The 21,095-nt window shown below is 40.7% G+C and carries 20 protein-coding genes; 8 read left to right on the plus strand and 12 right to left on the minus strand.

What is annotated here, in order from left to right; all coding sequences use genetic code 11:
- Nucleotide 1 precedes the first annotated feature (1 nt).
- Nucleotides 2-1,039: a UDP-N-acetylmuramate dehydrogenase gene (gene murB / locus GFH30_RS07485; protein ID WP_153371632.1), complete on the minus strand. Its 1,038-nt coding sequence runs from the start codon at nucleotides 1,037-1,039 to the stop codon at nucleotides 2-4.
- 3 nt (nucleotides 1,040-1,042) lie between these two features.
- A complete protein-coding gene (locus tag GFH30_RS07490) occupies nucleotides 1,043-1,549 on the minus strand; it encodes a low molecular weight protein-tyrosine-phosphatase (RefSeq protein ID WP_153371633.1) in 507 nt (168 codons plus the stop codon).
- A 118-nt stretch (nucleotides 1,550-1,667) separates the two neighbouring features.
- Between GFH30_RS07490 and GFH30_RS07495 the strand changes: the two genes are divergently transcribed.
- Together GFH30_RS07495 and GFH30_RS07500 are read left to right on the plus strand one after the other, a co-directional pair.
- Nucleotides 1,668-2,828: an iron-containing alcohol dehydrogenase gene (locus tag GFH30_RS07495; RefSeq protein WP_153371634.1), complete on the plus strand. Its 1,161-nt coding sequence runs from the start codon at nucleotides 1,668-1,670 to the stop codon at nucleotides 2,826-2,828.
- Nucleotides 2,829-2,864: 36 nt separating this feature from the next.
- Nucleotides 2,865-3,305: an acyl-CoA thioesterase gene (locus GFH30_RS07500; protein WP_153371635.1), complete on the plus strand. Its 441-nt coding sequence runs from the start codon at nucleotides 2,865-2,867 to the stop codon at nucleotides 3,303-3,305.
- A gap of 2 nt (nucleotides 3,306-3,307) precedes the next feature.
- Here GFH30_RS07500 and dnaX read toward each other — a convergent pair whose 3' ends face one another.
- From dnaX to GFH30_RS07525, 5 genes are all read right to left on the minus strand, one after another.
- Complete coding sequence (dnaX, locus tag GFH30_RS07505) at nucleotides 3,308-5,350, minus strand: DNA polymerase III subunit gamma/tau (protein ID WP_153371636.1); 2,043 nt, start codon at nucleotides 5,348-5,350, stop codon at nucleotides 3,308-3,310.
- Between the two features lie 135 nt (nucleotides 5,351-5,485).
- Complete coding sequence (locus GFH30_RS07510) at nucleotides 5,486-5,929, minus strand: copper resistance protein NlpE N-terminal domain-containing protein (protein ID WP_153371637.1); 444 nt, start codon at nucleotides 5,927-5,929, stop codon at nucleotides 5,486-5,488.
- Between the two features lie 81 nt (nucleotides 5,930-6,010).
- Complete coding sequence (locus GFH30_RS07515) at nucleotides 6,011-7,255, minus strand: serine hydrolase domain-containing protein (protein ID WP_153371638.1); 1,245 nt, start codon at nucleotides 7,253-7,255, stop codon at nucleotides 6,011-6,013.
- Nucleotides 7,256-7,333: 78 nt separating this feature from the next.
- Nucleotides 7,334-8,188, minus strand: coding sequence for a MaoC family dehydratase (locus GFH30_RS07520; RefSeq protein WP_153371639.1), 855 nt, complete (start codon nucleotides 8,186-8,188; stop codon nucleotides 7,334-7,336).
- Nucleotides 8,189-8,346: 158 nt separating this feature from the next.
- The gene (locus GFH30_RS07525; protein WP_153371640.1) at nucleotides 8,347-9,738 is read right to left on the minus strand and encodes a 3-oxoacyl-ACP reductase; all 1,392 of its coding nucleotides are present in this window, start codon (nucleotides 9,736-9,738) and stop codon (nucleotides 8,347-8,349) included.
- Nucleotides 9,739-9,978: 240 nt separating this feature from the next.
- Between GFH30_RS07525 and GFH30_RS07530 the strand changes: the two genes are divergently transcribed.
- Entirely contained in the window at nucleotides 9,979-11,481 is a 1,503-nt protein-coding gene (locus tag GFH30_RS07530) for an acetyl-CoA C-acetyltransferase (protein ID WP_153371641.1), read from the plus strand.
- 68 nt (nucleotides 11,482-11,549) lie between these two features.
- Here the strand turns inward: GFH30_RS07530 and GFH30_RS07535 are convergent, their stop codons facing one another.
- Both GFH30_RS07535 and aceI read right to left on the minus strand, forming a co-directional pair.
- Complete coding sequence (locus GFH30_RS07535; RefSeq protein ID WP_153371642.1) at nucleotides 11,550-12,272, minus strand: CPBP family intramembrane glutamic endopeptidase; 723 nt, start codon at nucleotides 12,270-12,272, stop codon at nucleotides 11,550-11,552.
- Nucleotides 12,273-12,378: 106 nt separating this feature from the next.
- Nucleotides 12,379-12,810, minus strand: a complete 432-nt coding sequence (aceI, locus tag GFH30_RS07540; RefSeq protein ID WP_153371643.1) for a chlorhexidine efflux PACE transporter AceI — start codon at nucleotides 12,808-12,810, stop codon at nucleotides 12,379-12,381.
- A gap of 104 nt (nucleotides 12,811-12,914) precedes the next feature.
- Here aceI and aceR point away from each other — a divergent pair, with 104 nt between their 5' ends.
- The 3 genes from aceR to leuE all read left to right on the plus strand — a co-directional run bounded on the left by aceR (nucleotide 12,915) and on the right by leuE (nucleotide 15,607).
- Nucleotides 12,915-13,796, plus strand: coding sequence for an HTH-type transcriptional regulator AceR (gene aceR / locus GFH30_RS07545; RefSeq protein ID WP_153371644.1), 882 nt, complete (start codon nucleotides 12,915-12,917; stop codon nucleotides 13,794-13,796).
- A 97-nt stretch (nucleotides 13,797-13,893) separates the two neighbouring features.
- The gene (gene tal / locus GFH30_RS07550) at nucleotides 13,894-14,883 is read left to right on the plus strand and encodes a transaldolase (RefSeq protein WP_153371645.1); all 990 of its coding nucleotides are present in this window, start codon (nucleotides 13,894-13,896) and stop codon (nucleotides 14,881-14,883) included.
- 67 nt (nucleotides 14,884-14,950) lie between these two features.
- A complete protein-coding gene (gene leuE / locus GFH30_RS07555) occupies nucleotides 14,951-15,607 on the plus strand; it encodes a leucine efflux protein LeuE (RefSeq protein ID WP_153371646.1) in 657 nt (218 codons plus the stop codon).
- Nucleotides 15,608-15,730: 123 nt separating this feature from the next.
- On the opposite strand, the gene GFH30_RS07560 is transcribed toward leuE, so the two are convergent.
- Nucleotides 15,731-16,726 (minus strand): alpha/beta hydrolase, encoded by a 996-nt coding sequence (locus tag GFH30_RS07560; protein WP_153371647.1) that lies wholly within the window; start codon nucleotides 16,724-16,726, stop codon nucleotides 15,731-15,733.
- 261 nt (nucleotides 16,727-16,987) lie between these two features.
- Between GFH30_RS07560 and GFH30_RS07565 the strand changes: the two genes are divergently transcribed.
- Together GFH30_RS07565 and GFH30_RS07570 are read left to right on the plus strand one after the other, a co-directional pair.
- Nucleotides 16,988-17,431 (plus strand): universal stress protein, encoded by a 444-nt coding sequence (locus GFH30_RS07565; protein ID WP_153371648.1) that lies wholly within the window; start codon nucleotides 16,988-16,990, stop codon nucleotides 17,429-17,431.
- Between the two features lie 78 nt (nucleotides 17,432-17,509).
- A complete protein-coding gene (locus GFH30_RS07570; RefSeq protein ID WP_153371649.1) occupies nucleotides 17,510-17,956 on the plus strand; it encodes a universal stress protein in 447 nt (148 codons plus the stop codon).
- 28 nt (nucleotides 17,957-17,984) lie between these two features.
- On the opposite strand, the gene GFH30_RS07575 is transcribed toward GFH30_RS07570, so the two are convergent.
- Nucleotides 17,985-18,194, minus strand: coding sequence for a hypothetical protein (locus GFH30_RS07575; RefSeq protein WP_153371650.1), 210 nt, complete (start codon nucleotides 18,192-18,194; stop codon nucleotides 17,985-17,987).
- Nucleotides 18,195-18,412: 218 nt separating this feature from the next.
- Nucleotides 18,413-21,022: an aminopeptidase N gene (gene pepN / locus GFH30_RS07580; protein ID WP_153371651.1), complete on the minus strand. Its 2,610-nt coding sequence runs from the start codon at nucleotides 21,020-21,022 to the stop codon at nucleotides 18,413-18,415.
- Nucleotides 21,023-21,095: the final 73 nt, after the last annotated feature.

The raw sequence follows: 21,095 nt of genomic DNA on the forward strand, positions 1-21,095 counted from the left end.
ATTAATTTTCCTGATGTGAACGAATCAAGCCCTGCTCATCAAATAAAACAGGCTCAGGTTCAAGTGCGATATTAAATTGATTCCATACATCCTGCTGAACTGCTCGATATGTAGCACGAACGTCTTTGAGTGATGCATCAGCATAATTGACCAAAACAAGTGCTTGTTTATGGAACATACCAACGACACCCAATTGCTTGCCTTTCCAGCCACTTTGGTCAATCAGCCAACCTGCGGCTATCTTAACGTGATCGTTGGGCTGAGGATAATGAGGTAATTGTGGGAATTTTTGTGCAATTTGGTCAAATACTTTTTGCTCAAGTACAGGATTTTTAAAGAAACTGCCCACATTGGGATATTCTTGTGGATTAGGCAATTTACTTTGACGAATATGAATCACCTGACGTTGCAAGTTTTCTGCTGTCTGTTCATCAGCCACTGCTGCTTTTAAATCCCCATAATTGAGTTTCAAATGTGCTTGCTTGAGTAATTTGAAGATCACATGCGTAATCACGTAACGGTTAGGATCATCTTTAAAAATACTATGCCGATAAGCAAAGTCGCAATCTTTGGCAGCAATTGCGCTAAATTGTTTCAGTTTACGGTCATAGACTTCAACTGAATCAATAAACTCACCCACTTCTACCCCATACGCACCAATATTTTGTACAGGTGAAGCACCCACCAAACCGGGAATAAGCGCAAGGTTCTGTAAACCATACAACTGCTCTTTGGTCGTCCATAGCACAAAATCATGCCAAATTTGACCTGCCCCAACCTTTAAACGTTGTTGGACATCATCGCCATCTAATAATTCAATGCCTTGAATATCCATATGTAGCACAAGCGCATGAATGTGTTCTGGCAATAACATATTGCTACCGCCAGAGAGAATTAAAATATTCAGCTGTTGTTGCTCGGCAAAATCAAGTGCAGCAAGCAAGTCTTCAGTGGATGTTATTTTTGTATAGTGCGAAGCAATCGCATCTAAATTCAACGTATTAAAGGGCTTAAGTTGAACCTGTGTCTGAATATGCATCACTTAAACCTTAAGAATTTTTTGTTTAAAAATTTCAACCCAAGCCAAACTACTTGACTCACATTGATCAATCACGCGTTCAAAGCCCGCTGCACCACCATAATAGGGATCGGGTAAGGCTTGTTTTGGATAATCTGAATCATGTTCGCTCATGAGCGCCACCTCTGCACGGAGATGTCCAAATTCACGTTTGGCTTGTGCTTGTAACGCCAAGATATCCGCTAAATTATCATGATCCATCGCAAGGATGAGATCAAATTCAATAAAATCATGCGTTTTCAATTGGCGTGCACGTAGGCTCGATAAATCATAACCACGCTTTAGCGCATGTTCCTGACTACGCGTATCAGGCGCTTTATTGGGATGATAATTACTAGTTCCCGCAGAATCGACCATGACATTGAGTTCTTGTTCATCACAATAATGTCTAAGAATCACTTCTGCCGTGGGAGAACGACAAATATTTCCCAAACATACACATAACACCTTAAATGGCGTTTTGGATGACATAAACAACCTCAGCATCGCTTTATTTCTAAGATTCTTATGTTAAGTTATTTAGATAATGAATCCTATATCACAACGACAGAATAATTTTGAATTTGATATAAAAATGAAGGACAACAAGATGAATCGATTTCAGTTCCAAACAGTGCCCAATATCATTGCAGGCTTAGGCACAATTCAAGAACTCAGACACATCCTTCAAGAAGGTCATTATGAGCGAGTGCTTGTGGTCAGTGATTCCGTACTCATTGAGAAAAACCTCCATCATCCTATTTTAGAAATTATTGAAGCTATTGGCATTGATTATGCCATTTATTCCGATGTGGTCGCAGATCCTGCTGAACATATCGTACTTGATGCGGTAGCCTTCGCCAAACAAGAAAATATTGATATTGTGCTTGGTTTTGGAGGTGGTAGTTCTTTAGATGTTGCCAAACTGATTGCAATATTAACTCATCCGAATCAGCATCAATCTCTTACAGATTTATACGGTGTAGGCAATGTAAAAGGTCCTCGATTACCTTTAATTGTCATCCCAACCACAGCCGGTACAGGTTCAGAAGTTACGCCTATTTCGATTGTCACAACTGGTGAAACTACTAAAACTGGAATTGTTTCTCCCATTCTTTATGCCGATACCGCAATTTTGGATGCGACCTTTACGCAAGATTTACCGCGGCATATCACAGCAGCCACAGGCATTGATGCGATGGTGCATGCCATTGAAGCCTATACCTCTAAAATCAAAAAAAATCCCTACTCGGATATGCTCGCGAAACATGCATTGAAGCTGCTTAATGCAAACCTAAACCGTGTTTTAAATGATGGTTCGGATTTAGAAGCGCGACAAAATATGCTGGTGGGTTCGATGCTCGCAGGTCAAGCTTTTGCCAATGCACCTGTCGCAGCAGTGCATGCCATGGCTTATCCGTTGGGTGGACATTTTCATATTTCACATGGGCACAGTAATGCGTTGGTACTCACTGAAGTCCTGAAATTCAATGCGCCCGCAGCCAAACAACACTATGCCGAACTGATGACATGGCTTGACCCGTATAGCAAGGGCTGCCATGAAGGCTTAACCGATTTATTTATTGATCATTTTAATAATCATCTAAAGAAAAGTGGGCTTAAACTTAAGCTAAATGAATTTGACGTCCCGGAGCATATGCTCATGATCATGGCGGAAGATGCCATGAAGCAAACGCGTTTATTACAAAATAATCCGCGTGAAATGACACTTGAAGATGCGTATGGCATTTACCAAGCTATTTATGCCTAAACTCGTTTAAATCAATACAAATACGACTCACAATTTATGAAAATAGCAATTAAACAACGTCAAGATTATGCCTTCTTTTTGCCCATCCAAACCCGTTGGGCCGACAATGATATGTTTGGACATGTCAATAACGTCACTTATTACAGCTATTTCGATACCGCAGCAAACGCTTTATTGATTCAACATGCCGGTTTCGACCCAAAGCAATCTCCCATGATTGGTTTGGTGGTCAATTCAAACTGCCAATTTAATCAAGAGTTGTCTTATCCTGAAGTGATTGAGGTCGGGGTCGCTATTGAGCGTATCGGACGATCATCCTTAACCTATGATTTAGCCATTTTTAAACAGGGTCAAACCGAAGCAGCAGCCCAAGGCAATTTTGTGCATGTGTTTGTCGAGCGTGAGACACGAAAAAGCACCTCGATTCCGTTTGAAATGCGAGGTGCTTTAGCTCAATTTTTGTCAGCAGATAAGTAGCTTTATTTCAGCTGAATATTGTGTAATTCACCATCAAATTGTTTCAGTAAATCCTGTACCGCAGGCTCAGCATGTAACAGTTCTTCAGCGCGTTTAAATGCACGCGCTTTACGATCATGTTGCATGCTATATGGGGTCAGTTGTTCAACATCTTCAAATTTGACACTAAACACGGTTTGCGGCCACTGTGATTTGAGCGCAGCTTCTAAATTATGCTGTAACTGTGTCAATAGCTGTTGATATTGCTCAGGTACATGGAAAGTCGATTCTGCATTAATCGATCCCAACATAATCCCGTACTGTGCTAACTCTTGTACCGCCGGTGAAAGTTGACTATTACGGAACCAATATTCCCATTTTTCAACCGTCCACTCACCGTCTAACACCTGTTCAGGAATTTTTAAAATATCCTGTGGCATTAAGGTTTGATCGGCTGAGCTTTCATTGCTTAAAGCTGTCACAGATGCGGATTGAATTTCGGCTTCAGTTATATCAATGTTTGCAGCTACTTGTGACGTTTCAGATGCGGTAGAGGCTTGTTCAGGGAGGTACTCCGCTAACAGGAAATCATCGCTACTGGCTTCCGATTCAACTTCAACTGTTTCAGCAATAGCCTCATCAAAACCAAACAAGCCATCTTCGACACTGGCATCAAAAATGATGTGATCTTTTGTTGGCTCAGCAGCTTGAACTACAGTTTCTGCGTTTACAACATGTTGATCCACAACTTCATCTAAAAAATCATCGGATGATGGCTCATGCGCAACCACAGTTGATGACTGAACAGAATCATCTTCAAGTTCATAATCATCATCAAGCGGGAATTCTTCAACCACAGGCTGAACGGTTTTCTGAACTACTGCTTGCATTTGAGGTTGAGCAATTGCTACCTGTTCAATGGATTGTACGTGTGCAACTTGCTGAACATTAACCGCACTGCTCTGAGGAATTTCATTGACCTGTAATGGACGGAATGCCAATAAGCGCAGCACCGTCATTTCAAAGCCTTGCTCTTGCGTCACTGCCAGTTGTAAATCCGCACGACCTTTGCAAGCAATTTGATAATACAACTGCAAATCTTGCGCTGATATTGAGCCTGATAATTGCATGATTTTTTGATTAATCTCAGCGCTGTATTTTAGGCTTAGATCTGGCAAATATTGTAATAATGCCAATTCATGCAACATCGAAATCAATTGATCCAACACGAGCGATACATCAAGTGCTTGTTGACGAAACTGGAACAACAACTCACTGACACGTGACTTGTGATTCTGATGAATCGCCATAATCAGGTCATAAATAATAGTGCGATCAATGAGCCCCAGCATTTCTTTGACATCTTGATGGGCAATTGCACCTTGACCATAAGCAATGGCTTGATCGGTCAGTGACAACGCATCACGTAGTGACCCTTGCGCAGACTCAGCGATTTGCCAAATGGCATCTTGATCAGCATGAATGCTTTCGAGTCCAAGAATATGACCGAGATGATGCGTAATTTCATCGACTGCCAAGGGACGCAAGGTAAATTGCAAACAGCGTGAAATGACCGTAATCGGTAGCTTTTGTGGATCTGTCGTTGCAAATAAGAACTTCACATGTTCAGGCGGTTCTTCCAATGTTTTCAATAAAGCATTGAAAGAATGCGTTGATAGCATGTGCACTTCATCGATGAGATAGACCTTAAAGCGCCCTTGCGTTGGTGCATACGGCACGTTATCAAGCAGTTCACGCGTATCTTCGACTTTGGTCCGCGATGCCGCATCAATCTCGATTAAATCGATAAAACGACCTTCATTGACTGCGGTGCAGGTTGGACAAACTTCACATGGGGTCGAAGTCACACCAGTTTCACAGTTCAAGCACTTCGCCAAAATACGCGCAATGGTGGTTTTCCCGACACCACGTGTTCCCGTAAACAAATACGCATGGTGCAAACGGCCACGCTCAAGCGCACTCGTTAAGGCACGTGAAACGTGGTTTTGACCCACCAATTCGTTAAAATTACGAGGACGATATTTTCGCGCAAGTACTTGATACATGTATGCTCCTTTTTACAGGTTTAAGCATACTGTTTTTTTGCTCAATAGTGAAATAAATACAAGACGAGCCATAACAAAAATATGCGGCTAAAATTCAAATGAAATCTATTTTAAAACAAATGCTTTGGACTCAAATTAGACTTCACGCGCTAAGATAAAATCACTTTGCATTTGATAACGTTTGCCTGTTTGATCTTCACGTATTTCTAAAACTTGGCTTTCAAGGTCAATAAATAACAGATTTCGCTTTGTCACTTGTAGCAGTTCAACTTTGTTTGCATCCTTTGAATCAAAATGCAGATGACCTTGGATGGTTTCGACCTCATTATTTCCACTCATACTTTCCCGATACAAAGTATAAGTCTGGTCTTCATGCAAACTTAAGCTAACCGCCATACCTGGACAATCTTCACAACGTGACAAACAGCCCATACAAGGTGTTGTACCCTGATAATCCCCGACCCACTGTGGAATGTGCGCTTTAGCTTGAATAGCTTCTTTAGATGAAACTTGTGTTTGATCCTGACAGCCCGGAAGTACCGAAGTCATCATTAAAGGGATCAAAATTACACGTTTCATCGTTACACATCGTCAAATATATTAGCCGCGACAAAATAACACAAGTTCGCGACTAGGTTCAGTGCATTTTTAGAACACCGACTAAAACCAACCTTTGCTACCTTTGAGCACCTGATCAGCACAGCGCAAGGTTTCTTGGGTCAATCCCCATAAACGATAATCGCCGGTGATGGACCCTGTCGGGAAATTATGGGTATAAGCAAAGCTTAACCCACGCTCAGGATCGCACCATGCGCCTGAACCATTAAATCCGATATGCCCAAAGCCCTTAGATGATTTACCTAAACTCAGCACACGGTGATAGCCCAAGCGCCAATGCATCGGCAAAGGCATGACCCGATCCCGTTTTGTATATTGCACTTGGCTTAAACGCTGAAAAACAGGTGCTGAAATGAATTGCTGTTCCTCAAAATGCCCACCTTGGGCAAGCATGGCGTAGATCTTGGCAAGACTCGGTGCACTAAACACCCCATTTGCCGCAGGAATGATCGCTTTAAGACTCGCATCGCTAAACATATTGAATTTGCTCATGCCTTTGGGAATCATGGCATCTTGAAAGTCTTGTGGATTCTGCCCACTTTTTTCAATTGCCTTTTCCATCAAGCTTGGTTTTCGGACTTGAGATGACTTTGCTGTTTGAGCCGTAGATTTGGGGTTAAATATCGGACGGGCTACACGCTGTAATTCTGAATCAGGCACACCAAAATACGCCCCATCTAAATTTAAAGGCTTGACCAAATACTGTTGCATAAGATCGGCTAGCCGTTCACCGGTGGCTTTTTCAATCGCACCGCCAATTTGCCAACCAAATGTCAGCGGTTGATATGCAGCGTCTGTCGCGACTTGAAAGCGGGGTTTAGCTGCGGCAATCACATTTAGCATATGTGACCAATCCGCCATTTCGGCAGCATCGTCAATTAAATGACGAATATCAAATAAGCCACTTTGATGACTGAGCATATGCGCTAGAGTAATTTCATCCTTACCATTTTGAGCAAACTCAGGCCAATATTCAGCCACAGGTCGGTCATACTCAAGCCGCCCTTCACTCACCAAAATATGCGCAAGCGTTGCCAAGACACCTTTGCCGGTGGAGTAACACACGGACAGCGTGTCATTTTGCCATTGTTCTGTTGCTGATTTTTGTCCGGTATAAATATCAACGACTTTTTGATTTTGAAAATACACGGTTAATGCCGCGCCACCGGCATCACTGCGTGCATGTTGAAAACGGCTAAACTGCGTGGCTAAATCTTGAAAGCGTGGGTCGACATGTCCTGCATAATGATCTTTATCCGCCAACAGATAATCTTTAATCGCGTGCATCCTTGCATCCCTCAAAAGTCTTTTATGCTTGAACTCAAATAAAAAAGCCTAAAACAGGTTTAGGCTTTTCAAGATCGATCAGATGGCTTTGATACTGCCCGATACATGCGGTTTTTGCGACTTACTGTTTCGAATCAGGAAGTCAGTATCTTGACCAGATGTTGCTGTGGCAAATTGCACTTTAGATGGTAAATACATCGGCAGTTTAAACCAAACATCGGCCTCATAAGCATCCGGTAGGCTTAAACTTGCCAACGCTCGTGCCTTACTCCACATGCCATGTGCAATGGCTTGTTTAAAGCCAAAGGCTTTTGCGGTAATGGCATGGATATGAATTAAGTTAAAGTCACCTGAGGTCAAGGCATAACGACGTCCAGTATTTTCAGACACGTTCCATTCTGCATTGACTTCATAATTCGACACTTTGGCATCGGCCGCTTTAGGCACAGCTTTACCGTCTGACTTTTGACGCGACAAATAGGTGGTTAACGCTTCAACGACTACATCGTTGCCCACTTTAACGGTCGTGATGAAGTCAAACTGTACGCCTTTTTCATGCGGCTGTAGTTCGCCAAATTTGCATGACAAAGTCAGTTGTTCATTCACGCCAATTTTACGGTATTGCTTGATTTGGTTACGAATATGCACCAAACCTAAAATTGGAAATGGGAACGCTTCAGAAGTCATCATATGCATCTGTAAGCTTTGCGATAACACCGTTAAGTAAATCGCAGGAATATGGCCATTGTTTTTAAAACCACAGACTTCGTTATAGGCTTTTAAATGTTTTGCATCAACGTTGAGTGAATCCACCACATATTCAACTTGCGGCAAAACTTTTTCACCTTTGGGTTTCTTTAAAATCAAACCTTGAATGACTTTTGGATAAGCAAGATACGGTTTTGGAAGTTGACTAAAATGGCGTGTATTCATAGTGAACCTTTAATTTTTTCTAATTCAATACAGATAGTTAGAGAGAGGGTTAATCGTTTTTTATTCCCATGCTATTTTTAATCCCTCCTAACCTCCCTTTAAAAAAGGGAGGAAAGCCCCCCCCTTTTACAAAGGGGGATTTAGGGGGATTACAATGATTAAGCCCCTAACAAACTCTGACCGCAAACACGAACCACGTTACCGTTTAAGCCAGTTGATGCAGTCGCAGCAAACATGGCAATGGTTTCAGCCACGTCGACCGGTAAACCACCTTGGCTCATCGAGTTCATACGGCGACCTGCTTCACGAATCGCAAATGGAATTGCAGCGGTCATTTGTGTTTCGATAAAACCAGGTGCAACGGCGTTAATGGTAATGCCATTTTTCAGGGTAGGTGCTGTAAATTTCACAATCCCAATCACACCGGCTTTAGACGCTGCGTAGTTAGTTTGACCCAAGTTACCCGCAATGCCTGAGATTGAAGATACACACACAATACGACCATTGGCATTGAGACCATCGTTTGACAACAAATAGTCATTTACGCGTTCAATCGCAGACAAGTTGATGTTAATCACCAAGTCCCAAAGCTCAGGCTTCATATTTGCCAAGGTCTTATCACGCGTAATACCAGCATTGTGCACGATGATATCTAAACCACCTTTTGCCGCTGCCGCTTCTTTAATTTTTTGACCTGCATCTGCTGCGGTAATATCAATACCGAGTGTCGAACCACCGATTTCACTTGCTACACGATCAAGATCGGCTTGTTGTTGTGGTACATCTAAACAAATCACATGCGCGCCATCACGTGCCAAGACATGCGCAATCGCTTCACCAATACCGCGGCTTGCACCAGTCACCACAGCAGTTTTGCCTGCAAGTGGTTTTGCCCAATCAACATCAATAGTGTCAGCTTTTGACACGCGAATCACTTGACCTGATACATAAGCCGAACGCGGAGAAATCGCAAAACGTAGTGCAGACTCAAGGTTCGCTTCAGCACCGTCATCGACATAAATCAGGTTTGCAGCGATACCCTTTTTAAATTCTTTACCGACAGATTTTACAAAACCTTCAAGTGCACGTTGTGCAATCGCTTGTTTTACGGTTTTAGCCGATTCAGGTGTAGTCCCCACAACAACCACGCGACCAGATGCTTGAATCTGACGGGCAATTGGATTGAAGAACTCATAAAGTGATTTTAATTGCTCAGAATCTTGGATGCCTGATGCATCAAAGATAACAACTTTAAACTTAGATTCTTTGTCACCTGAATTAAACGCGCTAAGGTTTAAACCTGCTTGAGCAGCTGCTTGTTGTAACTCTGCATTATTACCTGCATAACTATTGGCATGAACATTTGCAAGCACTTGAGAAATTGCAGCAGTTAATGAACTTGTAGGTGCCGCACCGAATAACACCGCACCTTTCACAACAGGTGTAGCTGAATCAAAACGATCTAGCGAAGTTGGTGATGGCAGACCCAAATTTTTAATGACAAATTTACCAATGGGAGATTTTGCGAAAGTTTGATATTGGTCAGTCATGTTTATTATCTCTCATACAAATTAATTTTTGATTGATCTAAAGTTATCCTTTAACTTTAATATGATGTCAGAGACTTATATTTCAATAGATCCATCAGTTTCTTATTCATCATACTTGAGATACTTTATGGATGTCTTGACCTGAGCGCATTCTCTAATGTCATTGGAGTCAATTCAGGCTATAGTCAACTATGCTAATGTAGCACACAATAAGATGATCAATTTGCTTGGAAAAGCCTTATGAGCAAAACAACTCAAGAAAATCCAACAGTCGAAAAATCTGCCACAGAAAATGTGTCAAAACCATCAACACGTAGCAAAACGAACACCACTGCTTCTGTTGATAGCAAAACTTCGAAAACACCGCGTACGCGTACGACATCTCCTCGTAGCAAAAGTACCACTCAAAAACAAACAACTTCTGAACCTATTACACCGTCTTCTGTTCAACAGGATAAAATTATGAGCCAAAACACTGTTCGCCGCGTTGCTATTATTGGCGGTAACCGTATTCCATTCGCACGTTCAAATGGTGCGTACTTTACTGCGTCAAACTCAGATATGTTTACTACAGCATTAAATGGTCTTGTTGAACGTTTTAATCTTCAAGGGAAACGTCTAGGTGAAGTGGTTGCGGGTGCTGTGCTGAAACACAGTCGTGATTTTAATATGACTCGTGAATGTGTACTCAATACTGCCCTTGCACCAGAAACCCCAGCTTACGATATTCAACAAGCCTGTGGTACAGGTTTACAAGCAGCATTCTTAGTGGCAAATAAAATTGCACTCGGTCAAATTGAAGTCGGTGTTGCAGGTGGTGTAGATACCACATCGGATGCGCCAATTGCATTTGGTGACGGTTTACGTAAAGCGTTGCTTGAACTGAACATTGCTAAAACGGGTAAAGACCGTATTAAAGCTTTGACTAAAATTAATGTTAAAGATTTAATGGATGCACCCAAAAATGGTGAACCGCGTACTGGTCTTTCTATGGGTGATCATCAAGCAATTACAACGCTTGAATGGGGAATCTCTCGTGAAGCACAAGATGAACTTGCTGCATCTTCACATCAAAAAATGGCAGCGGCTTATGAAGAAGGTTTCTTCGATGACTTAATTACACCATTCTTAGGTTTAGAGCGTGACAACAACCTACGTGCTGATTCTTCAGTTGAAAAACTAGCGAAGTTAAAACCTGCATTTGGTAAAGGCGATGCGCGTACTATGACTGCAGGTAACTCAACGCCACTGACTGATGGTGCATCATGTGTACTTTTAGCGTCTGAAGAATGGGCAAAAGCCAATGGTCACGAAGTTTTAGCATACCTAAGTTTCCAAGAAGCGGCTGCTGTTGATTTTGTTGAGAAAAAAGAAGGTTTGTTGATGGCACCTGCTTATGCAGTGCCACGTATGCTTGAACGCGCAGGTCTGAAACTGCAAGATTTTGACTATTACGAAATCCATGAAGCATTTGCATCTCAAGTACTCTCTACCCTGAAAGCGTGGGAAGATCCGAAATTCTGTAAAGAACGTTTAGGCTTAGATGCGCCATTAGGTTCAATTGACCGTGCAAAATTAAACGTAAAAGGTTCATCTCTTGCTGCAGGTCACCCATTTGCGGCAACCGGTGGTCGTATTATCGCAACGGCGGCAAAACTTCTTAGCCAGAAAGGCTCAGGTCGTGTACTTGTATCGATCTGTGCGGCTGGTGGTCAAGGTGTAACGGCAATTATTGAAAAATAATCGATCACTTAGAGCAAAAAAAAGCCCCTTATAAAGGGGCTTTCTTGTGCAACATCGTAAGTTATGTCTTAAGTCAACATGGTCACTGCTTTTAATAAAAGAACCCCACCTAATGATAAAACCCCATTATTCATAAAGTGAATCAGCAAGACATGCCAAATATTCCGTGTCCATATATAAATAAGATTCAAAAATAGTCCTGCAACCATAAAGCTTGAGGTCGCAATAAGATCTCCACCGAAATTATGGTAATGAATAAGTCCAAACACAATTGAGTTCAAAAGCACAACGACAACTCTAAATAAAATATTTGGAATAAATAACTTATGCAACAAAGTATATCTAAAGACAATGTCTTCAATCAGCGCCATAAATAATGGACCAAAAGAAATAAATAATAGAGTGAAAAATGCAATAGATTGAGGATCTATACTTTTTTCAAAATTTTCACTCGTTGCTGATATAGGCAAAATTGATTTGGTTAAGCTAATCACCACCTGCAATAAAACCGCACCAACGATCACTACTCCCCAAGATTTCCATTTGGCTTGATTAAAATAAAACCAATGTTCGGTCAACATTCTTTTATAAATGACGCATAGAATTAAAAAGAGAATTCCTCTAAAAAGACTATCCGCAATGGCAATATTCATTTGATCTGTAAAGATCAAACTTGCTAGCCATGCATTGATAAAAATCAAAGGAATGAGCAACAAGGCAAAGCTATCTTTAAGCTGCCAACTGATTTGATTTGGAAAATTTTCAGCGCGTACGATTTCTTGAAATTTCATTATTCTCAATCTTCATTATTCAATTCATTTTATGACGAGACTATAAAATCTCAGCATCGTTTTAACACAGCTCAAATTCAAGAAAGCAACCTGCACTACTTAGATACTAAGCTTTTATGTCCTTAGGATTGATACCTAATTTTTCCTCAATCAAGTCATAGCACCACTGAAAGATAAAGGTATAAAACAAAATACCGGTGGTCAAAGCCAAGTCCAACATAATGGCATCGAGCAAAGATAAATTTAATGCATAAGCAATCATTGGAATGGTCGCAAGCATTAAGCCCCCTTCGAAACCAATCGCATGCAAAATACGAATCGGAATGGTTCTTTTAAATTGATACTTCCTTTCTACCTTTTCAAAAAAGATATTAAAAATCATATTCCAAATCACCGAGGTGACAGCCATGATCACGCCAAGTAAGCCCGTCACTTCCATCGGTTCATCAAAAATTTTACCGAGAAGAATCGCAATGATGACCAATAAAATGATTTCATAGCTCAATGCATGAATCATCCTTCTTTTGGTAATCAACATGTCTTTCACTCTATTTACGATAAGTTGCCGCTATAATATTTCCAAAAAAATGAATGATCGAGTTAGAATCTATCAATATTTTTGACAGTTTATATTTAATAAAAATGAATATTAGCCAAGAACAGCTCATCGTATTTAAAACAGTCATGGAAACTAAATCCTTCTCTGCGGCTGCCCGAAAACTCGGCAAGGTTCCTTCGGCGGTGAGTATGAGCATTGCTAATCTTGAAATTGATTTAGATTTAAATTTATTTGACCGTAGTGGACGTGAACCTCAAGCCACAGCCCATGCCAAAGTTTTGTTTGAAAAGACTGAACAATTGTTAATTGAAATGAATCAATGGAAACAATATGCCCGTGCGCTGAGCTCAGGCTTAGAATCGGAATTAAATATCGTCGTGGTTACAGAGTTGATGCATACCCGATGGACTGATTATGTGGTGTTACTTGAGCAAGAATTTCCTGAGCTACACGTCAATGTATTTAGTGCACCGCAGGAAGATGCACATCAATTATTATTTGACGGTCATGCACAACTGGCATTTATGTTTGAACGTGAACAACTCGAAGCGCGAGAACAATTTGTTGAGTTAAAAAAGGAAGTTTTGGTTGCTGTTGCTGCCAAGCAACATGCTATGAGTCAACTACACACGGTCAGTTATGAAGAATTGGTCAAGAATCGGCAAATTGTAGTTGCAAGTCGAGACCGTGAGATTCAACCTGAATTACTGTTTTCTAAAATCTATTGGCGCACCGATAATCACCATTCCGCTTGTAGCATGATTAAACGTGGACTCGGTTGGGGTGTTCTACCGCTTGAAATGCTCAACGAACAACCTGAACTCAAACGTAATTTAAAAGTACTGGAATTGTCTGATTTCACGCCTAAGTTTGAATATTATGTCGATTTGGTGTGGAGTAAAGAAAATAACTTGGGTAAAGCTGCTCATTTTTTGATTAATCATGCACGAAATTTAAGAAAATAATCTGATTCACACCTCAAATCTAGCCTGAAATGCTTTTGGAATAGCTGCTTTGTGTTATAAAAGAATGCATAAGTAATAACCTAAGAACTAGATGCAAATGACTGCGAACGCCTTAAACCAACTTAAAAAATTAACCACCATTGTTGCTGACAGTAGTGATCTTGCTGCGATTGAAAAATTTCGTCCTTTGGATGCCACCACCAATCCATCATTGATTACAGCAGCTGCCAATCAAGCTGAAAATAAAACCCTTATTGAAGATGCTTACACTCAAGCCAAAAAAGAAGGCTATGCGGCAGATGCCTTGATTGAACGTACCATTGATATTTTAACCGTCAAATTTGGTGTCGAAATTTTAAAATTGATTGAAGGTCGCGTGTCGACTGAAGTGGATGCTGCGTTATCTTATGATACTGAAGCGACGATTGCGAAAGCCAAAGAACTGCTTGCACTGTATGCACAATATGGCATTCCATCTGATCGTATCTTGATTAAAATCGCCTCAACTTGGCAAGGTATTCAAGCTGCAAAAGCATTAGAAGCGGAAGGTATTCATACCAATTTAACGCTATTATTTGGTTTACACCAAGCCAAAGCCTGTGCAGATGCTAAGGTGACTTTAATTTCCCCATTTGTCGGTCGTATTTTAGATTGGTACAAAAAAGCAGAAAATGTTGATGCTTACCCAATTGAGAAAGATCCCGGTGTTTTATCTGTGAAGCAGATTTACTGTTTCTATAAACAGCACAATATTAAAACTGAAATTATGGGCGCGAGTTTCCGTAGTGTCGATCAAGTATTAGGCTTAGCGGGCTGTGATTTACTGACTGTTGCTCCAAATCTTTTAGCAGAACTTGAGCAAGACCATCGGGAAGTCATTGCACAATTGTCTACAGAACATGCGCATGCCCATACTGAACATCCGCATACTGCAATGGATCAAGCAACCTTCAAAGCTGAACTAGAGCATGATTTAATGGCATCACAACTTTTACAATCGGGTATTGATGGCTTTATTAAAGCGCGTGAGCAATTGTCTACGCTCTTGCGTCAATCCTTTGGTGTAGATGCCGAAATTAAGGCTTAAGTCCAAGATTCAGAAAAAGCCGATGTTGCTATAATGTGACATCGGCTTTGTTATAAATGAGTATTTTGTGTTTGGGATTGCGGATTTAACGACTTTTATCATTGGTACAACGTTAATCGTAATGCTTCCCGGACCCAATTCACTGTATGTGATGTCTATTGCTTCGCGATTCGGCATTAAAGCGGGTTATATCGGCGCTTTAGGCGTTTATACCGGCGATACTATTTTAATTTTGCTGACTGCATTGGGTGCAGCTTCGGTATTGCATACATTCCCATTTGTGTTTATTGCGCTGAAAATTATTGGTGCAATCTATTTAAGTTATTTGGGCATCAAACTCATGATTGCCGCCTATCACACACTGAAATCTGCACATCGAGCCGCAGATCCATTGGCTCCAACGGAATCGATAACACTGGCAGACATCAAACCTTATCGTACCGCTTTAACCATTAGTGTGCTGAACCCAAAAGCGATTCTGTTTTATTTATCTTTCTTTGTACAATTTGTCGATCCAACGTATGACTATCCTGCATTAACCTTCTTTTTATTAGCCATCGTGCTGCAGTGCATCAGTATGGCGTATCTATCCATTCTGATTTTTTCAGGTATGAAACTCGCGTCTTACTTTAATCAAAACTATAAACTGACCGCGGCAGGTGTCGCAGCTGTGGGTATTTTGTTCTGTGGTTTTGGTCTGAAATTAGCAAGTTCAACGCTCTAACGCTTTCACCACACTGATGATTTGGAATCAGTGTGGTTTTTAGAATTTACGTCTTCGCTTCGTTCGCGATTTTATTGTCAAAGAAACAGCTGAATCGCTCAAAGCAGCTGTTTCTCATGCTGCTTAATAGGCAGTTTTCTTCAGAAATTGAATCGTCTGTTCAAAGGTTTTTTGACTAGCTTCTTTACTCATCAGAAATTGATATTCATGAAATAAAATTTCTTTTGAGTCTGGGTAAAACAAACTTGTGACAGGAATTCCATACTCACGTAGTTTTTCTACAAAGGGATAAGACTGACTTTCGGTTAAAAAGTCTTTATTGCCGCCACTGATCAAAACCGAAGGATAATGAGCACTTAAATGTTGGCTCGGTGAAATGCGGGCTAGAAATTTGTGATCATCTTTACGCTCACCGGTATAAGCCTGCACTAAATTTAAGATTCCCCACTCCAAAAGTTTAATTTCAGTCGGTGCAGATTCAACAAAGCTGACTAAATCATAAATCCCACAATGCAAAATCAGACCTCTTAGCTGCTTGGGTTGAATACTCACCTTAAAATCTTCTGAAGTGGCATAATTGGGTGTGGTGAGCAAGGCAGCATAATGACTTGCCATATTTGCCCCTGCTGAATCACCAGCCAAAAATAAAGCATTGGCATCCACATGATAATCCGCTGCATGCTGACTAATATAAGCAAGTGCCTGATCAATTTGTTGTAATTGCGTTGGATAAATATGCTCAGGTGCCATTTGGTATTCGACTGAAATGACATTATAACCTTGCTGAGCCAGCATTTTATAATAACCGCTGCCATGCTCTTTTGAACCTGAAATCCAGCCACCGCCATGAATCCACACAATAGTCGGTCTTAAGCCAAGTTCAGCAATATTTTCTGGTTGATATAAATCAAAACTGAGTTTGGGTTGATCTTGATATACAATATTTCTGGTGACCAATACATTTTGAGGTGCGCCCTTTTCAATCATTTTTTGTTGAATATCAGTTGAAAAGTTAAATACACCTGCGATCACTTTGCTGTTTTTGACATGACTTTGACAGGCGCTGAGCAAGATTGCACAGCAGATAAAAGTACAGAGTTTAGAAATGAGTTGAGTCATAATGCAACGACTAAATAAGGATTATCGACATTTTAAAAGGTTTCTAAGCAAGTTGATATCTTCAGCTTCTAACTCCACAATAATTTGCAATACCTAAGTAAATCGGTCAAATTTATTTGCCAATAAGCGCACAATTTATAAATAATTTTTCGGTATTTTCAAAAAATACATTATTTTTTCTCATTTTTGCAATTGAACCCATGTGGGCGCTGTGTTATCAATAAATCTAGGGTTTATTTTAATAACAGCGGAGTATCATCCATGGCACATCAACATATTTTAGTCCCTGTGGACGGTTCACAAATTTCTTTCTCAGCAGTGCGTCAAGCGGCTGAACTTGCCAAAGCTTTTAACAGTAAACTCCTCCTGATCAGTCTCATTGCTGAAAACCCATTTGACAATGCCGATTTTTATTATTCTTCATCCATTATGAAAGAATATTTCGTTCAAGCGCATGCCAATGCAGAAGCTGCTTTAAAACAAGCCAAAGACATTACGGATGCTTTGGATGTGGCAACTGAAACACGCATTGTGACGGGCTTAGTGAATGCCGAAACAATTGCCCAAACTGCCCAACAAAATCAAACGGATCTCATTGTGATCGGCTCACACGGTCGCAAAGGTTTCCAAAAAATGATTTTAGGCAGCTTTGCACAAGATGTATTAGCACAAACTGAAATTCCTGTTTTAGTGATTAAAAAATAAAGACAACTAACGCACCTGAGGGTGCGTTTTTTATGCTGTACAGCATGATCTATCTGCCTCATAAATCAAGGAAGCAACATGAATAATTATGAACACATTTTAGTGGCGATTGATGAATCTCCTATTTCTTACGCTGCAGCCGAACACGCGCTTGAACTTGCTACAGCATTCAAAAGTAAAGTGACTTTGCTCAGCGTTATTGCGGTTGATCCTTTCGTCGGTGTGGATTTTTATAAAATTGCGCCTGCAATTACCGAGCATTTTATGAAAGCCGAAGAAAATGCTTTAGCGCGCTTAAATGAATTAAAACTCAGTTTTGAGCGTAATGACATTCCAGTACAGACAAAAGTTGTTCATGGCGTATCTCCCTCTGAGGGTATTTTAAATACTGTGCTCAGTGATGGAATTAGCGTGGTATTCATGGGTTCGCATGGACGTACAGGCTTAGAAAAAGCCGTTCTTGGTAGTGTGGCGCAGAATGTATTAAACAAAGCCAAGGTACCCGTTTTTATTATTAAGCAATAAAAAAAGCCTGTCAGATGACAGGCTTTTTTTAACGAATCTTTTGATTTAACTCATTTAAGAAGATTTCAGCTTCAAGCTGCGAATCAAAGACTTTAATATATTCCGCATTCATTTGTACAGATGATGGTGAATATTGCAGCTTCATTTCAAATAAGTGACTTGAGACATTTTTGCTAATTTGAACTGAGATAATATGCTGCGAATTAAGATAAAACCCATCTTCGATTTTGACTAACATTCCACTGACCTAATATTTTGAACACATTTGACTTCATTCAGCTATAAGGTGATGAAGTAACGTCACGTATCGTGATCAAGCTAATCTACAGGAAAATGTGATGAATTTGGCGTTCGTTACATTTTAAATGCTAAAAACGCAATCAGCTATTAGTCTAGCTGAATAATAAAAAACCGAATGATCAGATCATTCGGTTTTCGATTTAGTTTATAACTGCTTTAAACGCTCAGCATACTGCTCAAGGTTTCAGAGACATTTTTCGATTTTACAATCGGTTTTAAGGCTTCGAGTTGTGCTTTCACTTCGCTGCGTTGTGGTTCTGCTAGCGTATACCAACGTGATAGGACTTGAAGTAAACGAGAGCCTACGATTGGGTTTTTCTCGTCTAGGTATTTGGCTAAATCAATAAAGTGCTGAACACCAAAGCTCCACGTATTGACTGGATTTGCGTTTAAACCACCACTTACCGCACGGATACGATTCGGTACACCCAAATCATAATCAGGATGTGAGGTTAAATAGGCAATGGTTTCAGCATCAGCTTTTGGATGTGCTGCCTGAATCATAAACCACTGATCCATCGACAACGCTTCATCTTTAAAGCGTAAGTAAAAATCAATTAAGGCTTTTTCAGCTTGCGGTGCATCATTCCACACTAAGACGCGTAATGCACCTAAACGCTCAGACATATTTGCCGTATTTTTAAATTGCTGCTCAGCCAGTTCAAATGCAGACTCATCACCTTGACGTGCAATCATCGTTAGCATGATATTTTTTAATGCACGTGTACCCATCGCTTGCGAGAAATCAGCTTGCGATTTCGGATCAAGACTTAAGTAAATCTCTTTCGCCTGTGCACCAAATGCACGCGCTAAGGTATCTAACAGTGCATTACGCTTTTCTTGAATCACTTGCGGTTGATAGTCAGCATCAATACGGCTCGCCAAATACCCTTCTGTTGGCACATCAAATAAGCGTGATACCAATAGTGGATCATGTGCAATCAAGCTTGGCACCGTATTCAGCATTGCTTGAATATAGATATCTGCTGGATGATCATTCAATAAAATACGATCAAGCAAAGTTTGGGTCGCTTGCCACTGGTTAAAACCATTGGTTTCATGTTGTAGCAAGAACGCGAGTTCTTCATCTGAATAGTTAAATTCAAGATTCACAGGCGCAGAGAAGTTACGTAGCAATGACACCACTGGTTTCGATGTCACATCTGTAAATTCAATCGTAGCGGCATCTTGATCAAACAGATATACGCCATCTTTTACGCCATTTTCAAACAGGCTTTCACAATTGAGGCTCAGTTGCTCACCTGAATGAGCATCAAATAATGCCAATGCCACAGGAATTGGCACTGCTTTTAGATTTGGATATTTTGGATGTGTTTTCAGGCTTTGTTTCAAGCTTAAACGATAAGTTTGTTTAGCCGCATCGTACTCACCCTGAGCTTCAAGCTTTGGCGTGCCCGGTTGGTTATACCAAATCAAGAATGCAGATAAATCAACGCCTGAACCTGCTGTCAATGCTGCGACCCAATCTTCAACCGTCACTGCTTGACCATCATGACGGCGGAAATATTCATCTGTGCCTGCGCGGAATTTTTCTTTGCCAAGCAAAGTCGCCATCATGCGGTTAATTTCCGCGCCTTTTTCATATACGGTTGCGGTGTAGAAGTTATTAATTTCTACAAAATGATCAGGACGTGGTGGATGTGACAAAGGACCTGAATCTTCAGGGAATTGATGTGCTTTAAGCACGGCAACATCATCAATACGTTGCACTGCAGCCGACTGTAAATCTTCCGAGAAAGATTGATCACGAAATACCGTTAAACCTTCTTTTAAGCAGAGTTGGAACCAATCACGGCAGGTAATACGGTTGCCTGTCCAGTTATGGAAATACTCATGCGCAATCACGGATTGAACACGCATAATTGCCGCATCAGTGGTGAATTCTTCATCAGCCAACACACATGACGTATTGAAGATATTGAGACCTTTATTCTCCATTGCACCCATATTGAATGCACTGGTTGCCACGATCATGTAATTGTCGAGGTCATAGGGACGACCATAATGTTCTTCATCCCAACGCATTGAATGCTTGAGTGCTTCCATCGCGATATGACATTTTGGAATATCTTTTTCTTCTGCATAAATTTCTAAAGCGACATTGCGACCTTCAGAAGTGACATATGAATCTTTTAGAACAGCCAAATCCCCAATTACACAGGCAAACAGATACGCTGGCTTTTTGGTTGGATCTTGCCAAGTGGCATAATGACGACCTTCACCTGCTTCACCTTTTTCGATCAAGTTACCATTGGCAAGTAAGACAGGGAATTTTTTGTCTGCTTCAACACGTGTCGTAAACACAGACAAGACATCTGGACGGTCAGGATAGAAAGTGATTTTACGGAATCCTTCAGGCTCGTTTTGCGTTACGAACAAATCACCTGCTGCTTGATACAGACCTTCTAATTGGGTATTTGACTCAGGATGAATTTTAACAATCGTTTCAATGGTGGCTTGATCTGGTGCATTACTAATGACCAATTGCTCAGCATCTAAAACATATTCATTTTCAGCAAGTTGTTTGCCGTTTATTGTAATAGACTGTAATTCTAAGTCACGTCCTAAGAGCACCAAATCGCCCGCTGTTTGACGCTGCATCACCAATTTGGTGCTGACGACAGTATGATCATCAAACACTTGAATATTGAGGTCAATCGTATCCACAAGAAATGAAGGTTTTTGATAGTCTTTTAAGTAAATGGTTTGATCGGCTTCGATCACAGGGTTTGCCGCAATATTCATGTCCTATCCTATTTAACTGTCTGTAACGACATTGTATTTTTCAAATCATACGCCAAGATTTAGGCACTGTCTG

The sequence above is a fragment of the Acinetobacter wanghuae genome (assembly GCF_009557235.1).
Classification (GTDB): Bacteria; Pseudomonadota; Gammaproteobacteria; order Pseudomonadales; family Moraxellaceae; genus Acinetobacter; species Acinetobacter wanghuae.

Excerpts from the sequence above, each read along its gene's own strand:
- GFH30_RS07520 (WP_153371639.1), bottom strand. The coding sequence starts at position 8,188 with ATGAATACACGCCATTTTAGTCAACTTCCAAAACCGTATCTTGCTTAT.
- GFH30_RS07530 (WP_153371641.1), top strand. The coding sequence starts at position 9,979 with ATGAGCAAAACAACTCAAGAAAATCCAACAGTCGAAAAATCTGCCACA.
- GFH30_RS07525 (WP_153371640.1), bottom strand. The coding sequence starts at position 9,738 with ATGACTGACCAATATCAAACTTTCGCAAAATCTCCCATTGGTAAATTT.
- GFH30_RS07515 (WP_153371638.1), bottom strand. The coding sequence starts at position 7,255 with ATGCACGCGATTAAAGATTATCTGTTGGCGGATAAAGATCATTATGCA.
- aceI (WP_153371643.1), bottom strand. The coding sequence starts at position 12,810 with ATGTTGATTACCAAAAGAAGGATGATTCATGCATTGAGCTATGAAATC.
- GFH30_RS07510 (WP_153371637.1), bottom strand. The coding sequence starts at position 5,929 with ATGAAACGTGTAATTTTGATCCCTTTAATGATGACTTCGGTACTTCCG.
- tal (WP_153371645.1), top strand. The coding sequence starts at position 13,894 with ATGACTGCGAACGCCTTAAACCAACTTAAAAAATTAACCACCATTGTT.
- GFH30_RS07575 (WP_153371650.1), bottom strand. The coding sequence starts at position 18,194 with ATGTTAGTCAAAATCGAAGATGGGTTTTATCTTAATTCGCAGCATATT.
- GFH30_RS07490 (WP_153371633.1), bottom strand. The coding sequence starts at position 1,549 with ATGTCATCCAAAACGCCATTTAAGGTGTTATGTGTATGTTTGGGAAAT.
- pepN (WP_153371651.1), bottom strand. The coding sequence starts at position 21,022 with ATGAATATTGCGGCAAACCCTGTGATCGAAGCCGATCAAACCATTTAC.
- dnaX (WP_153371636.1), bottom strand. The coding sequence starts at position 5,350 with ATGTATCAAGTACTTGCGCGAAAATATCGTCCTCGTAATTTTAACGAA.
- GFH30_RS07500 (WP_153371635.1), top strand. The coding sequence starts at position 2,865 with ATGAAAATAGCAATTAAACAACGTCAAGATTATGCCTTCTTTTTGCCC.
- murB (WP_153371632.1), bottom strand. The coding sequence starts at position 1,039 with ATGCATATTCAGACACAGGTTCAACTTAAGCCCTTTAATACGTTGAAT.
- GFH30_RS07535 (WP_153371642.1), bottom strand. The coding sequence starts at position 12,272 with ATGAAATTTCAAGAAATCGTACGCGCTGAAAATTTTCCAAATCAAATC.
- GFH30_RS07565 (WP_153371648.1), top strand. The coding sequence starts at position 16,988 with ATGGCACATCAACATATTTTAGTCCCTGTGGACGGTTCACAAATTTCT.
- aceR (WP_153371644.1), top strand. The coding sequence starts at position 12,915 with ATGAATATTAGCCAAGAACAGCTCATCGTATTTAAAACAGTCATGGAA.
- GFH30_RS07560 (WP_153371647.1), bottom strand. The coding sequence starts at position 16,726 with ATGACTCAACTCATTTCTAAACTCTGTACTTTTATCTGCTGTGCAATC.
- GFH30_RS07495 (WP_153371634.1), top strand. The coding sequence starts at position 1,668 with ATGAATCGATTTCAGTTCCAAACAGTGCCCAATATCATTGCAGGCTTA.
- GFH30_RS07570 (WP_153371649.1), top strand. The coding sequence starts at position 17,510 with ATGAATAATTATGAACACATTTTAGTGGCGATTGATGAATCTCCTATT.